This is a genomic window from Ruminococcus gauvreauii (genome assembly GCF_025151995.1).
GTDB lineage: Bacteria > Bacillota > Clostridia > Lachnospirales > Lachnospiraceae > Ruminococcus_G > Ruminococcus_G gauvreauii.
Genome location: NZ_CP102290.1, coordinates 3,130,352 through 3,144,357 on the forward strand (window position 1 = coordinate 3,130,352; position 14,006 = coordinate 3,144,357).

At 49.7% G+C, this 14,006-nt stretch carries 14 protein-coding genes; 12 read left to right on the forward strand and 2 right to left on the reverse strand.

The features are described 5' to 3' along the window. Window positions 1-25: 25 nt before the first annotated feature. The 4 genes from NQ502_RS14855 to NQ502_RS14870 are packed head-to-tail and all read left to right on the forward strand — an operon-like array spanning window position 26 to window position 3,352. Window positions 26-976 carry an ABC transporter permease gene (locus NQ502_RS14855; RefSeq protein ID WP_187374526.1) on the forward strand — a complete coding sequence of 317 codons (951 nt, stop codon included), beginning with the start codon at window positions 26-28 and terminating at the stop codon, window positions 974-976. Then, window positions 973-1,788: an ABC transporter permease gene (locus NQ502_RS14860; protein WP_028529393.1), complete on the forward strand. Its 816-nt coding sequence runs from the start codon at window positions 973-975 to the stop codon at window positions 1,786-1,788. Before NQ502_RS14855 ends, NQ502_RS14860 begins: the two co-directional genes overlap by 4 nt. 15 nt (window positions 1,789-1,803) lie before the next feature. After that, window positions 1,804-2,772 carry an ABC transporter ATP-binding protein gene (locus tag NQ502_RS14865; protein ID WP_044983403.1) on the forward strand — a complete coding sequence of 323 codons (969 nt, stop codon included), beginning with the start codon at window positions 1,804-1,806 and terminating at the stop codon, window positions 2,770-2,772. Next, the gene (locus tag NQ502_RS14870) at window positions 2,756-3,352 is read left to right on the forward strand and encodes an ABC transporter ATP-binding protein (protein ID WP_028529394.1); all 597 of its coding nucleotides are present in this window, start codon (window positions 2,756-2,758) and stop codon (window positions 3,350-3,352) included. Before NQ502_RS14865 ends, NQ502_RS14870 begins: the two co-directional genes overlap by 17 nt. Window positions 3,353-3,407: 55 nt before the next feature. Here the strand turns inward: NQ502_RS14870 and NQ502_RS14875 are convergent, their stop codons facing one another. Continuing rightward, on the reverse strand, window positions 3,408-4,697 hold the full coding sequence (locus NQ502_RS14875; protein ID WP_028529395.1) for a hemolysin family protein: 1,290 nt from the start codon (window positions 4,695-4,697) through the stop codon (window positions 3,408-3,410). Window positions 4,698-5,038: 341 nt separating this feature from the next. Between NQ502_RS14875 and NQ502_RS14880 the strand changes: the two genes are divergently transcribed. The 3 genes from NQ502_RS14880 to pdxR all read left to right on the forward strand — a co-directional run bounded on the left by NQ502_RS14880 (window position 5,039) and on the right by pdxR (window position 9,335). Continuing rightward, the gene (locus tag NQ502_RS14880) at window positions 5,039-6,148 is read left to right on the forward strand and encodes a proline-rich domain-containing protein (protein WP_260046568.1); all 1,110 of its coding nucleotides are present in this window, start codon (window positions 5,039-5,041) and stop codon (window positions 6,146-6,148) included. A 107-nt stretch (window positions 6,149-6,255) separates the two neighbouring features. Beyond that, the gene (locus tag NQ502_RS14885) at window positions 6,256-7,920 is read left to right on the forward strand and encodes a glutamine--tRNA ligase/YqeY domain fusion protein (protein WP_028528998.1); all 1,665 of its coding nucleotides are present in this window, start codon (window positions 6,256-6,258) and stop codon (window positions 7,918-7,920) included. A gap of 11 nt (window positions 7,921-7,931) precedes the next feature. Then, window positions 7,932-9,335 carry a MocR-like pyridoxine biosynthesis transcription factor PdxR gene (gene pdxR, locus NQ502_RS14890; protein WP_028528999.1) on the forward strand — a complete coding sequence of 468 codons (1,404 nt, stop codon included), beginning with the start codon at window positions 7,932-7,934 and terminating at the stop codon, window positions 9,333-9,335. Between the two features lie 57 nt (window positions 9,336-9,392). Here the strand turns inward: pdxR and NQ502_RS14895 are convergent, their stop codons facing one another. Then, window positions 9,393-9,692 carry a hypothetical protein gene (locus tag NQ502_RS14895; RefSeq protein WP_028529000.1) on the reverse strand — a complete coding sequence of 100 codons (300 nt, stop codon included), beginning with the start codon at window positions 9,690-9,692 and terminating at the stop codon, window positions 9,393-9,395. A 183-nt stretch (window positions 9,693-9,875) separates the two neighbouring features. Here NQ502_RS14895 and NQ502_RS14900 point away from each other — a divergent pair, with 183 nt between their 5' ends. From NQ502_RS14900 to NQ502_RS14920, 5 genes are read left to right on the forward strand one after another with little or no spacing between them, the layout of a single operon-like run. After that, window positions 9,876-10,556, forward strand: coding sequence for an HAD family hydrolase (locus tag NQ502_RS14900; protein WP_028529001.1), 681 nt, complete (start codon window positions 9,876-9,878; stop codon window positions 10,554-10,556). Next, window positions 10,540-10,803 carry a hypothetical protein gene (locus NQ502_RS14905; RefSeq protein WP_028529002.1) on the forward strand — a complete coding sequence of 88 codons (264 nt, stop codon included), beginning with the start codon at window positions 10,540-10,542 and terminating at the stop codon, window positions 10,801-10,803. Before NQ502_RS14900 ends, NQ502_RS14905 begins: the two co-directional genes overlap by 17 nt. 7 nt (window positions 10,804-10,810) lie before the next feature. Beyond that, on the forward strand, window positions 10,811-12,220 hold the full coding sequence (locus tag NQ502_RS14910; protein ID WP_028529003.1) for an NAD(P)/FAD-dependent oxidoreductase: 1,410 nt from the start codon (window positions 10,811-10,813) through the stop codon (window positions 12,218-12,220). A gap of 2 nt (window positions 12,221-12,222) precedes the next feature. After that, a complete protein-coding gene (locus NQ502_RS14915; RefSeq protein ID WP_028529004.1) occupies window positions 12,223-12,816 on the forward strand; it encodes a hypothetical protein in 594 nt (197 codons plus the stop codon). Window positions 12,817-12,821: 5 nt separating this feature from the next. Next, window positions 12,822-14,006 carry an iron-containing alcohol dehydrogenase gene (locus tag NQ502_RS14920; RefSeq protein WP_028529005.1) on the forward strand — a complete coding sequence of 395 codons (1,185 nt, stop codon included), beginning with the start codon at window positions 12,822-12,824 and terminating at the stop codon, window positions 14,004-14,006.

The window sequence follows — 14,006 nt, forward strand, 5'->3', positions numbered from 1 at the left end:
ATTTATAGGAAAAAACTTCATCAGAATGATTTTGCTGCTGTTTGCTGTCAGCGTGGTGACATTTACACTGGTCAGTGTGTCGCCGATCGATCCGCTGCAGGCAAACGTGGGCCAGGCTGCACTGGGAGCGATGAGTCAGGAACAGAAAGAGAAGCTGGAATCTTACTGGGGTGTGGATGAACCGCCCGTGCAGCGGTATCTGAATTGGGCAAAAGATTTTATAAAGGGCGATATGGGAGATTCTCTCCTGTATCGCCAGCCTGTGACAGCGGTGATCGGGGTGAAACTTGCCAACTCGATGATGCTGATGGTAATAGCCTGGATGATATCCGGGCTTTTGGGCTTTCTGCTGGGAATCCTGGCAGGCGTGTTCCGGGGGACCTGGATTGACAGGCTCATCAAGGGGTATTCCCTTCTGATCGCCAGCACTCCTGTTTTCTGGCTGGCGCTGCTGCTGCTGCTTGTATTTGCGGTATGGCTTAAGGTGCTGCCGGTGGGCTTAAGCGTGCCGATCGGAGTGGAGGCTGCAGGCGTAACGTTTCTCGACCGTATCCAGCATGCGATACTTCCGGCACTCACCCTTTCCATCACGGGTGTTTCCAATATCACGCTCCATACCAGGGAGAAGATGATCGATGTGATGGAAAGCGATTATATGCTGTTCGCACAGGCGCGGGGAGAGAGCAGAAAGCGTATGGTATGCCGGCATGGCCTGCGCAATATTATTCTTCCGGCACTCACCCTTCAGTTTGCTTCTATCAGCGAGATTATCGGCGGTTCTGTACTGGTTGAACAGGTATTTTCTTACCCGGGTCTCGGACAGGCGGCTGTCGCCGCGGGTACGGGCAGTGATGTGCCGCTTTTAATGGGTATTACTCTGGTCACGGCGGCGATCGTATTTTCAGGCAATTTTATTGCCAATATACTGTACGGTGTGGTCGACCCGCGAATGAGAAAAGGAGGGGCCGTATCATGAACCAGAGAAAAAAGACCATTATCATTTTTACAGCCGCAGTGGTGTTTCTTGTGTTGGTGGCGGCAGCCGGCGTGTTTTGTTACGATACTGCCAGAGTGACAGACTTTTCAAGAAAAAATCTTGCGCCGGGTCTTTCATATCTGTTCGGCACGGACTGGCTGGGCAGGGATATGCTGGCGAGAACTCTGACCGGACTGTCCATCAGTATTCTGATCGGAGTAGCGGCAGCAGGGATCAGCGCGGTCATCGCATTTTTACTGGGCGTGATGGCGGCGGTGCTTGGGAATAAAGTTGACAGTGTAATCTCCTTTTTGATCGATATGATTCTGGGGATCCCGCATATCCTGCTGCTGCTGCTGATCTCGTATGCACTTGGGAAAGGGCTGAAAGGGGTCGTCCTTGGAGTTGCACTTACCCACTGGCCATCACTTGCGCGTGTTATCAGGGGAGAGGTGCTGCAGCTGAAGAACAGTCAGTATATCCAGATTGCCCATCGGCTGGGACACAGCAAAATGAAGACAGCCATGAAGCATATGGTGCCGCATCTTCTGCCTCAGTTTATCGTAGGGCTGATCCTGATGTTTCCGCATGCGATCCTGCACGAGGCCAGTATTACATTCTTAGGCTTTGGTCTTTCATCAGAGCAGCCGGCGATCGGCATTATTCTTTCGGAAAGCATGAAATATCTGATTACCGGAAAATGGTGGCTGGCAGTGCTGCCGGGTGTGATGCTGGTGCTGACAGTTGTATTGTTTGATGTGGCGGGCAGCAGCCTCAGAAAGCTTCTGGACCCATCCAGTGCGCATGAATAAAAACGGGAGGTAAGTATGAGTTGTCTGAATAAGTGGCATATACTGGAGATCAGTAATCTCTCAGTATCGTTTAAACAGTATGACCGGGGAACCAGGCAGATAGACCTTCCGGTCATATCGGATCTGAATGTATCTGTCCATGAAGGTGAGATCGTAGCGGTGGTTGGTGCGAGCGGCTCCGGAAAAAGCCTGCTGGCACACGCCATTCTCGGAATTCTGCCGGGAAATGCCAGCATGAGCGGAGAAATTTATTTTGAGCAGGAGCTTTTGACACAACAGCGCAAGCAGCAGGTGAGAGGAAAAGAAATCGCACTGGTTCCGCAGAGCGTCAATTATCTGGATCCTTTGATGAAAGTTGGGAAACAGGTGCGCCAGGGCAGAAAAGACGACGTGACCAAAAAAAAGCAGCGCGGACTGTTTAAAAAATATCAGCTGCAGGAAGATACACAGGATCTGTACCCGTTCGAGTGCTCCGGGGGCATGAGCAGAAGGATTCTGCTCAGTACGGCTCTTATGGGTAATCCGAGACTGATCATCGCAGATGAGCCTACACCGGGGCTCGAGCTTTCGCTTGCCAAGAAGGCGATGAAGGATTTCCGGACTTTCGCTGATGAGGGAAACGGGGTGCTGCTGATTACCCACGATATTGAACTGGCGCTTGAGGTGGCTGACCGCATTGCGGTTTTTTACGCCGGGACGACGGTAGAAGAGGCGCTGGTGGCGGATTTTGAAGCGGAAGAGACGCTGAGGCACCCGTATACGAAAGCTCTCTGGCGTGCAATGCCGAGAAATGGATTTTCGCCGATAGCCGGGAATCAGCCGTATGTGAAGGAACTTCCGAAAGGATGTGTGTTTGGACCGCGCTGCCCGATGTTTTCAAAAGAATGTGAAGGAGAGATCACTTCACGAATCGTACGCTGCGGAACTGTACGCTGTGTAAAATGTCAGGGTGAGGAGGGGCACAGTCATGAGTCTGCAAGCTAAAGATATTGTATTTTCCTATCAGGAAGAGGGTGAACCGGTTCTGAATCGTGTCAGCCTGGAAGTGGGCTCACAGGAACGCATAGGCGTCACCGCCCCCAGCGGTTACGGGAAGACTACGCTGATGAAGATTATCGGGGGGTATATGCAGCCGGATTCGGGACAGGTCCTGCTGGATGGCCGCCCGCTTCCGAAGAAAGGATACTGTCCGGTACAGATGATCTGGCAGCATCCTGAGAAATCAGTCAATCCCAGGCTGAAGATGGAGGCAGTGCTGGAGGAAGGAGACCAGATTGAAGAACGTGTGGTCCGCGGACTGGGGATTGAACCGGATTGGCTCGGACGATATCCGCAGGAGCTTTCCGGAGGAGAGCTGCAGCGTTTTTGCATAGCCAGAGCCCTTGGACAAAGAACCCGCTACCTGATTGCCGATGAGATCAGTACCATGCTGGACCTGATTACCCAGGGACAGATCTGGAACTTCCTGCTCCGGGAAGTGAAGGAGAGAAAGATTGGAATGCTGGTGGTCAGCCACAGCCAGGAACTGCTGGACTATGTGTGTACCAGCCAGATACGGCTATAACTCAAGAACACAGAAGGAGTCCGGGGCAGTTGCCCGCGGACTCCTTCTGTCATGGTCAATGTTTTCGTTTTTTAACCGTCGTACTGCCGATCCGGTGGTTAAAGACCGAATGTACCTGGACATGTATATCATCGGTTTCACATTCAAAACACTCTTCATCGTTGGGAACCCTGCCGATGACGCTGCACAGGTACCCCCCGTACGTATCGTAATCATCGACGGGAAGTTTGATGCCCAGGATGTCCGCAACATCGTCGAGCGCAGCGCAGCCCTGGATGCACCAGGTATCATCGCTGATCTGTTCGATATCTGCCGGTTCCTCGGTCTCGTACAGATCACCGACAATCTCTTCGATCAGATCATGGACGGTTATGATACCGCTCAGTCCGCCGTATTCATCCAGCACGACGGCAAAATAGATACGGGAATTTTTCATGTTCTGAAACAGTACATTGGCTTTCATGCTCTCGGGTACAAAATAAGGCTTGTCAAGTGCTGCATCCAGTACATGTTCACGCGTCCGGTTTTTGATCCGGAAGTATTCTTTGGTATTTAAGATGCCGATGATATCGTCATTGCTCTCGCCGCAGACCGGATAATAAGTATGGCGGCTGCTGTAAATCGTATCTTCCCATTTCTCGATGTCGTCTGTTATGTACAGAGCGATCACATCGATACGATGAGTACAGATCTGTTCTACTGAGATATCGTCAAATTCAAATACATTCTGTATAATTTCATTCTCGTGTATATCAATCGTTCCGTCCTCACTTCCTTCCATCAGAAGCATGCGGATCTCTTCCTCGGTTACCTTTTCATCATCCTCATCAGGATTGATCCCCAGGAGCCTGAGCATTACATTGGTGGAGGCAGTTAGCAGCGCGACGAGCGGTGCAAATGCCTTCGATACTCCGTACAGAAGGTGGGACATCTTCAGTGAGAGGGCGTCGGCCTGCTTCATTGCGATCCGTTTCGGCACCAGCTCTCCGAAGACCAGGCTGAAATATGAGAGAATCAGTGTTATGAGAAAGACAGCCAGGGAGTTCATTATATTCCTGGGTATGGGTACGCCGGCGCTGATAAGGATATCGACGAGAGGACCTGCGAAATTGTCAGCGGCGAAAGCACTTCCCAGCAGCGATGCAAGCGTAATGGCAACCTGTATGGTGGCGAGAAAACGTGCCGGCTGTTCGGTCAGGGAAGAGAGTTTTACTGCCCGGGAATCACCCTGCGCGGTGAGTCGTTTCAGTTTCGTATCGTTCATAGAAATAACGGCGATCTCTGCGCTTGCAAAAGTCGCATTCAAAATGATCAGAATGATCTGTAAGATAATTGCACCAATCATAGTATTGGAAACCTCCTTGATTTTTTATATGTGACATGTAAGAGAACATAAAAAGGCATAGTCTGTACTTCGGTTCGGAAGCGCAGACTATACCTCAGCTATCTAAGATACTGCATGGAACAGTCGATGTCATCATATGATAATCAGTAAGGGTTGTTTCCCTGTGGCTATTGTCACTGTCGTCCATTTAAATTTATCACACCTTTCTTTTTTGGTATATAACGTATCATAGATTTTATGATATGTCAATAACCCGGCAGCTGGGGAAATACTTGACATTACCCGTGAATATCTTATAATTTTAACATAGGAATAAAAAATAAAGGAAAGAGGAGGGGACTATGGCAAATTTCTGTACAAAATGCGGGAAACCGCTGATCAACGGACAACCCTGCGGCTGCACGGAGAAGACATCATCGGTCTGCGGTTCACAGGAAGAAAAAGTGACGGAAGTCTCGGCACAGGATCGGGAGAAAGCCCGGGATACAGCGGGACAGGCAGATCATGATGCAAAGACTCCTGATGATGGGGGAAGATCAACAGATTTGCAGGAAGATCAGGATAGAGAGTGTCAGAAGAACCCGTATCAGGGGAATCCGTACATGGGGCCGCAGCCGGGGAATCCATATCAGGGGAATCCGTACATGGGGCCGCAGCCGGGGAATCCATATCAGGGAAATCCGTACATGGGGCCGCAGCCGGGGAATCCGTATCAGGGGAACCCGTATGTGGGACCGCAGCCGGGGAATCCGTATCAGAGCAGTCCATATGGAGGACCACAGGGTAACTTCAACACCCAGTGGTTTAATGAGAAAAAAGGTCAGTTCGTGAAGAATACGAAAAATATGTTCGCTGAAATTATTCCGCTGATCTCCAGACCGGATTCAACGATCAGAAAGATCAGTGACAGCAACAACAGTGTGATGGGACTGGAGATGGTTGGGCTGAAGGCGCTGATCTGTTTTCTGGTCAGCCTGGTGGCCATATCGAAACTGAAGAGCATCTCTTATGGTGCGGTGGATATTTCGATCCTGAAGGTATTTCTTCTGATCATCATAGCTGCCTTTGGCGGGGCGTATCTTCAGGCGGGGATCTTTAAGGGAGTTGTTGCCATGTTTGGAGGGAGTACGACACTGCATAAAATGCTGACTGCCGTCGGCGTATCATCATTTGCTGACAGTGCAGGTATTTTGCTGTCGGCGATCTTTGCGCTGGCGCTTCCCAAATTTGCGGTGGTTCTGTTTCTGATATTCGCTGCAGTCAGTTATCTGTTTTTCCTGAGGGGATATGAACACGGTGTCAGGATGGAAACGAACCGTAAGCTTTACTGCCTGATCGTATCGCTGGTGGTGACGGCGGCAGCTGTCTGCCTGATCCTGTACATCTTTATTCCGATTATTGCGGATGCGGGAACGCAAAATCTGATGAGTATGTTTCGGGGAATGATGTAAGACCCTTTGACAAGTGGGAATTTTATGGTATGATACTAAAATAATAATGTAAAAAGCTGAGTCGCCCACGAACAGGCGGCTCAGTTCGCACCTGAGGAGGAAAACAAGTGGAAAAAGAAACGATTTCCAAAAATTTTATTGAGCAGATCATCGAAAAGGATCTGTCTGAAGGTTCATATGAGGAGATATGTACCAGATTTCCGCCGGAGCCGAATGGTTATCTGCATATCGGACATGCCAAATCCATACTGTTGAACTATGGGCTGGCACAGGAATATCATGGGAAGTTTAATCTTCGCTTTGACGATACGAATCCTACGAAAGAGAAAGAAGAATTTGTGGATTCGATCAAAGAGGATGTCGCATGGCTGGGGGCTGACTGGGAAGATCGTCTGTTTCTCGCATCCAACTATTTTCCGCAGATGTATGAGGCGGCAGTGAAGCTGATCAAAAAAGGCAAAGCATATGTCTGCGATCTGACTGCGGAAGAGATCAGAGAATACCGCGGAACGCTGACAAAGCCCGGAAAAAACAGTCCGTACAGAGAAAGAAGCGCAGAGGAGAATCTGAGACTGTTCCAGGAGATGAAAGAAGGAAAATATCAGGACGGTGAAAAAGTACTCCGTGCAAAAATCGATATGTCCTCTCCGAACATCAATATGAGAGATCCGATCATTTACCGGGTAGCGCATATGACACATCACAACACCGGGGATGCATGGTGTATTTATCCGATGTACGACTTTGCGCATCCGATCGAGGATGCGATTGAAGGAGTGACACATTCCATCTGTACCCTGGAATTCGAAGACCACAGACCTCTGTATGACTGGGTTGTTCAGGAGTTAGGGTACGAAAAGCCGCCGAAACAGATTGAATTTGCCAAATTATATCTGACCAACGTTGTGACGGGAAAGCGTTATATAAAGAAACTCGTGGAAGACGGCATTGTAGACGGCTGGGATGATCCACGTCTCGTATCGATCGCGGCGCTTCGAAGAAGAGGGTTTACGCCGGAATCCATCAGGATGTTCGTGGAACTCTGTGGGGTGTCAAAGGCAAACAGTTCCGTGGACTATGCAATGCTGGAATACTGTATACGCGAGGATCTGAAGATGAAACGGCCGCGTATGATGGCGGTGCTGGATCCGGTCAAACTTGTGATCGACAACTATCCGGAAGATCAGGTGGAATATTTTGAGGTCTCCAACAATATGGAAAATGAAGATCTCGGCACCAGAAAAGTTCCGTTTGCAAGAGAGCTGTATATCGAACGCGAAGATTTTATGGAGGAACCGCCGAGAAAGTACTTCCGGTTGTTTCCGGGAAATGAAGTCCGTCTGATGAATGCATACTTTGTCAAATGTGAAAGCTTCGTCAAAGACGAAAACGGCCGCGTGACGGAAGTACACTGCACGTACGATCCCGAGACGAGAAGCGGAAGCGGATTTACGGGAAGAAAGGTAAAGGGTACGATTCACTGGGTGGCTGCCGCGACTGCTGTCAAGGCGGAGGTGCGCCTCTATGAAAATATCATCGATGAAGAAAAAGGGGTATACAATGAAGACGGAACTCTGAATCTGAATCCGAATTCTCTGACCGTATTAAAAGACTGTTATCTTGAGCCCTCACTTGCAGAGGCAGAAGCGTACGATAGTTTTCAGTTTGTGAGAAATGGATATTTCTGCGTGGATGTAAAAGATTCGAAGAAAGATGCGCTTGTATTCAACAGAATTGTATCTCTGAAAAGTTCATTCAAGCTGCCGAAATAAGAGGGTGAAGGATGAGAGAGCTGACCATATCTCTGGATGGAGAGAGTAAAACTCCCCTGTATGAACAGATTTATCAGCACCTGAAAATGGAAATTCAAAAGAGGCAGATACTCCCGGGGGAGTGTCTGCCTTCTACGCGTGCACTGAGCCGTTACCTGCAGGTCAGCAGGAGCACTGTGGACCTTGCCTATATGCAGCTGATGTCGGAAGGATACATCGAATCTATCCCATACAGGGGATATTTCGTATGTGAACTTGAAGGCATATATCAGTTTCCGGAAGAAGAGGCTGTGCCGGACGAGAAAAAGCCGGGAAATCTGGAGGAATACACATACGATTTTGCGGTCAATGGTATCGATGCGCATGGCTTTCCGCAGAATCAGTGGAGAAAAATATCAAAGGAAATCCTTCAGCAGGATGACACATCGCTGTTTCAGCTGGGAGATCCGCAGGGAGAATGGGAACTCCGCCAGGTTCTGGCATCCTATCTGCACCATGCCCGCGGAGTGCACTGTACGCCGGGACAGATTATCGTGGGCGCCGGAAACGATTACCTGCTGATGCTGCTCAGGGTAATCCTGGGGCAGCACCATGTGATCGCCATGGAGAACCCAACGTATAAGAGCGCGTATCAGGGGTTTTTGAACCTGGAATATCAGGTATGCAGCATAGCCATGGATGATGCGGGTATGAGGATCGATGAACTGGAGAGAAGCGGCGCAGATATTGCTTACGTGATGCCGTCTCACCAGTTCCCCATGGGAAATGTCATGCCGGTCAAACGGCGCATGCAGCTGCTTTCGTGGGCGGATGACGCCGGCGAACGCTACATCATTGAGGATGATTATGACAGTGAATTTCGGTACCGCGGAAAGCCGATTCCGGCACTGCAGGGGTATGACAGCCATCAGAATGTGATTTATCTCGGCACGTTTTCCAAATCAATCGCACCTGCAATACGTATCAGTTATATGGTTTTGCCGGAAAAGCTGGTCAAACGATATGGACAGTGCGGAAGCAATTTTTCTGCCACAGTATCGAAAGTGGACCAGAGGATTATCGAACTGCTGATCCGTGACGGGCATTACGAGCGGCATCTGAACCGGATGCGGGCCCTGTACAAAGGAAAACATGATGTACTTCTTGCAGAATTGAAACAGATGACGGATATCTGCCGGGTGTTTGGGGAAAATGCGGGAGTTCATGTGGGGCTGACATTCACCGGCGGAATAACAGAACAGGAAGCTGTGGAGCGGGCTGCTGCACAGGGTGTTCGTATCTATGGACTTTCTGCCTATGATACCGCAGGCAGTATGTCTCCGGAAGAATCCCGGGCGGTGATTCTCGGGTATGCGACGCTGTCCGAGGAGGAAATACGGCAGGGGATGAACAGGCTTTGCCGGGCATGGAAATAAACGACAGAAGAGGCTGATTTCTTGTGACGAAATCAGCCTCTTCCTTCATAGCATCGTTTATATGGTTTCTGAGGTATTCTCTGCTTCTTTTTCTGTTTTTTCAACAGCCTCTTTCACAGCTTCTTCTGCAGCTTTTTCAGGATGCTCATCCTGGGCAGCAACCGCATCGCCGGAGATTGTCGTATAACTTCGGCTGGTGTCGGCACATCCGGGACAGGAGTCAAAATCGTCCTCTCCTTCCTCGAACAGGTCATCACCGTCTTTTTCAAATTTTTTGAAAAAAATAATGAGCCCGCCGATAGCGGCACCGATAAATGCAAGGCATGCCAGCTTCTTTATGACATTGTTTTTGCACATAGCAATCATTCTCCTTTTTTATAACCTGAATTTAAAATCATTGTAATACTTTTCTGTAAAAAAAGAAAGCATAAAGTAAAAAAAACTGAAAATCGGTTGCGGCACCGATTTGAGCGGGGTATACTTAAAGCGTATGCTTTTTTTTGAATTTTAAACAAAAATGCGCGAAAAAGGAGAACATGGATGTACAAGGCATGTTTATTTGATTTGGATGGAACACTATTAGATACCGTAGAGTCTATTGCGCATGTGGCAAATCAGGTACTGACACATTATGGACTGGACTCGGTTCCGGTGGAACTTTTCAATTATTTTGCCGGTGACGGTGCGGATGAACTGATCAGGCGCTGCTTTGTTAAGACAGGAGGCGATCTGTCGTACCTGGATGAGGCAAGACAGATGTACCGGGATTTATTTGCAAAAGACCCTCTTTATCATGTGAGGGCGTATGAAGGCATGCCGGAGACACTGCTGGAGCTGAGAGAACGCGGAGTACATCTGGCCGTCTGTACGAACAAGCCGCATCCGGCGGCTGTGGGGGCCATTCATGGGATATACGGGGATGGGCTGTTCGATGTCATTCAGGGGCAGATGCCAAGTATCCCGCGGAAACCTGCGCCTGACAGTGCTCTGCTGATCGCGCACAGACTGGGAGTGAAGCCGGAAGAATGCATGTATGTCGGCGATACCGACACAGATATGAAGACGGGCAACAGGGCGTGTATGCTGACGATCGGAGTTCTGTGGGGCTTCAGGGAACGCGGGGAACTGGAAGAACACCATGCCCATTACATTATCGAACGTCCGGAAGAATTACTGGATATACAGAGGAAAAGGGGGAAATATCATGCAGAGTTACAGTGAAGAATGTCTGGAAGTATTTTTAAAAAAACAGTCACAGCTTTTTGATGAACCGGTGGCAGAGACACTCGCGGAGGCCGAGGCGTTTCTGGAAGACTGTATGGCCGTCGTTGTGGATTCTATCAGGGAGGTCCGTGATTACATGGAGGAATCCGGAATGGATGTGCAGGATATGCCGGATGATGAGCTGAGAGAGGCCAGTGAAGTGTTTGAGCTGCCGGACGGAAAATATCTGATTGTGGAAGGGTAAAGTCTGAATGAATAACAAATATGATGTGATAATCATAGGCGCAGGACCGTCGGGAATATTCTGTGCATATACGCTGATCCAGGAGAATCCCGGTCTGAAGATTCTGATGATCGAGAAGGGCCGCGCGATTGAGAACAGAAGCTGTCCCAAGCGCAGGACACAAAAATGCATGGGCTGCAGCCCGTGTTCGATCACCACAGGATTTGCGGGGGCGGGAGCTTTTTCAGATGGGAAACTGTCACTCTCGCCTGATGTCGGAGGGAATCTGCCGGAGATTCTGGGTTATGAAAAGACCGTACAGCTCTTGAAAGAGTCTGATGATATCTATCTGAAATTCGGTGCAGACAGTAAGGTGTATGGGCTTGATAAGGAAAAAGAACTGCGGGAGATCCGGAAAAAGGCGATCAACGCAAATCTAAAACTGGTAGAATGTCCCATCCGCCATCTGGGGACGGAGGAAGGTTATAAGATTTACCAGCGTCTTGAGGATCACCTGCTAAGTCAGGGAATTCAGGTGAAATTTAACACCATGGTGACGGATATCACGATAGAAGAGGGCTGTGCAAAAAATGTTGTGACGCAGGACGGTGAAATTTATCAGGCAGATGAGATTGTCGCATCTGTGGGCAGGGAAGGAGCCGATTGGCTGAGCCATGTCTGCCGTGATCACGGCATTGAGACGGAGGTCGGGACAGTTGATATCGGTGTGCGTGTAGAAGTTCGGGATGAGGTCATGGAATTCCTGAACAAAAATCTGTATGAAGCGAAGCTGATTTACTATACGCCTACGTTTGACGATAAGGTTCGTACCTTCTGCACGAATCCTTCCGGAGAAGTCGCAACGGAATACTATGAACACGGTCTGGCTGTGGTTAACGGCCACGCTTACAAATCTGCTGAGTATAAGACGAATAACACGAATTTTGCGCTTCTCGTCTCTAAAAATTTCACCAAACCATTTAAGACACCGATTGAATACGGAAAGGCGGTCGCACAGCTGAGCAACATGCTGTGTGACGGAAAGATCATGGTTCAGACGTTCGGGGATCTCAGGAGGGGCAGAAGAACGACCGAGGAACGGTTGTGCAGGAACAATCTGATCCCCACACTTAAGGACTCCGTGCCCGGGGACCTTTCATTAGTGCTGCCTCACCGAATCATGGTGGATATTTCCGAGATGATCATGGCGCTCGATAAGGTGACTCCCGGAATTGCCAGTGATGAGACGCTTCTGTATGGGGTCGAGGTGAAGTTCTACTCTAATAAAGTCGTGGTAGACCGTGATTTTCAGACCAGTATCAGCGGGCTCCGCGCCATCGGCGACGGTGCGTCTGTGACACGCGGGCTGCAGCAGGCGAGTGCAAACGGCATCAGTGCGGCGAGAAGCATTTTACGTAAATTGAGTGGAGAAGAATGACAATGGATTTTCATATGAGCATAGAATCGGTGATGAAACAAAAGATGGAAAAGCGGCTTGGCGCCATCGTACTGTATGTGATGTATGCAGGTATCTGTGAGCTGCACAAAATCGACGGACGGGTAAGGGAAGAGATCGACAGCTGGCCGGACGGGATGACGTACTGCCTTGCATGCTCCAAGGATGGACCGAGACTGTTTTTTCGCAAGAATAAAGATAAGCTGCAGCGTTTGAATCCCCGGATCCAAAGGTATTACGACACCTGTATCACATTCCGCAGCCTGGAGGCGGCATCTATGGTGCTGACAGGAAGACAGGGAATCGCTCAGGCGTATGCCGCGCATGCATTTACACTGCATGGGGACGTCGGAACAGCGATGGAGCTGACGCGCTGTGTGGATGTGGTAGAATCCTATCTTTTTCCGAAGGTGATGACCAGGCGGATATTAAAGGAAGTGGCACAAAAGCACTGCGGTACACTGGCACTGTACACGAGAATACTGATCGGTGCGGCGAGAGGGGCATATACGATGTCGCCGGAGGAGAAGAAACCATACCGGATCAAATGTATGCATAAAAAATTTGAGGAGACGTAACACGTATGATACCAGAATATTATGAATTTCAGAGCTCGGCAAAAGTGATGTGCGGACGGTATGCGCTGGAAAACATTCCGTCAGAACTTGAAAATCTGGGGGCGGAAAAACCGATGGTGCTCTCTGATGAAATGCTGAAGAAAATCGGTACATTGAAGATTGTGCTGGATGCAATGATGGGGGGCGGAACTGAACCGGGCGGTATTTATACCAGCATTCCGCCGGACTCTTCTCTGAAGGTCGTGCATAATATTGTAAAAGAATACCGCAGGCTTGGCTGTGACAGCCTTGTTGCGGTGGGGGGAGGTTCTGTCATCGATACGGCGAAGGGAGTCCGGATGGTCCTTTCTCAGAATGTGGAGGATTTGCTGGATATCTGGGGCTGTGAAAACATGACAGGGCTGAATCATATTCCGTTTATCGCAGTGCCGACAACCTCCGGGACGGGTTCGGAGTCTACACTTGTAGCAGTCATCAAAAATGAGGCCCGCAGGCTGAAGATGGAGTTTATCTCTTACTATCTGCAGCCGGATGCAGCTGTGCTGGACGAAAGGATGACAGAGACGCTTCCGCCGAGAATGACAGCTTCCACGGGTATGGATGCCCTCTGTCACGCGATTGAGGCGTATACCTGTATTCAGAAGAATCCGCCAAGCGACGCGTATGCGGTGGGTGCCATCCGTCTGATCGCAGATAATCTGGAGCGTGCAGTGACAAACGGAAGAGACAAAAAGGCGCGCCTTGCCATGGCAAATGCATCCATGATGGCGGGCGCGGCATTTTCAAACAGCATGGTCGGCGTGATACATGCCGTCGGTCATGCGCTCGGCGGTGTCTGCCGGGTTCCGCACGGGGATGCGATGACGATCCTGCTGCCGCACGGCATGGCATTTAATCACCGGCTTTGCAAAGAGATGTATGCCGAGCTGCTGCTGCATCTCGCCGGAGCGGAGGTCTTTGCCAGGACTCCAGAAAGTGAACGGGGAAAAGAAGCGATACGCGCCGTGTGGGAACTGCGTATGCGTCTGCATAAAGAGTGCGGACTCCCCGTCAGGCTGCGGGAATGCGGTGTTAAAAGAAGTGATTTTGCCCAGATTGCCAGGACGGCGATCAATGACGGTGCCATGATCGTCAACCCGCGTGAGGTGAAATATGAGGACGTTATTTTTATCCTGGAGAAAGCGTTCTGA

Excerpts from the sequence above, each read along its gene's own strand:
- NQ502_RS14855 (WP_187374526.1), top strand. The coding sequence starts at position 26 with ATGATTTTGCTGCTGTTTGCTGTCAGCGTGGTGACATTTACACTGGTC.
- NQ502_RS14860 (WP_028529393.1), top strand. The coding sequence starts at position 973 with ATGAACCAGAGAAAAAAGACCATTATCATTTTTACAGCCGCAGTGGTG.
- NQ502_RS14865 (WP_044983403.1), top strand. The coding sequence starts at position 1,804 with ATGAGTTGTCTGAATAAGTGGCATATACTGGAGATCAGTAATCTCTCA.
- NQ502_RS14870 (WP_028529394.1), top strand. The coding sequence starts at position 2,756 with ATGAGTCTGCAAGCTAAAGATATTGTATTTTCCTATCAGGAAGAGGGT.
- NQ502_RS14875 (WP_028529395.1), bottom strand. The coding sequence starts at position 4,697 with ATGATTGGTGCAATTATCTTACAGATCATTCTGATCATTTTGAATGCG.
- NQ502_RS14880 (WP_260046568.1), top strand. The coding sequence starts at position 5,039 with ATGGCAAATTTCTGTACAAAATGCGGGAAACCGCTGATCAACGGACAA.
- pdxR (WP_028528999.1), top strand. The coding sequence starts at position 7,932 with ATGAGAGAGCTGACCATATCTCTGGATGGAGAGAGTAAAACTCCCCTG.
- NQ502_RS14895 (WP_028529000.1), bottom strand. The coding sequence starts at position 9,692 with ATGTGCAAAAACAATGTCATAAAGAAGCTGGCATGCCTTGCATTTATC.
- NQ502_RS14900 (WP_028529001.1), top strand. The coding sequence starts at position 9,876 with ATGTACAAGGCATGTTTATTTGATTTGGATGGAACACTATTAGATACC.
- NQ502_RS14905 (WP_028529002.1), top strand. The coding sequence starts at position 10,540 with ATGCAGAGTTACAGTGAAGAATGTCTGGAAGTATTTTTAAAAAAACAG.
- NQ502_RS14910 (WP_028529003.1), top strand. The coding sequence starts at position 10,811 with ATGAATAACAAATATGATGTGATAATCATAGGCGCAGGACCGTCGGGA.
- NQ502_RS14915 (WP_028529004.1), top strand. The coding sequence starts at position 12,223 with ATGGATTTTCATATGAGCATAGAATCGGTGATGAAACAAAAGATGGAA.
- NQ502_RS14920 (WP_028529005.1), top strand. The coding sequence starts at position 12,822 with ATGATACCAGAATATTATGAATTTCAGAGCTCGGCAAAAGTGATGTGC.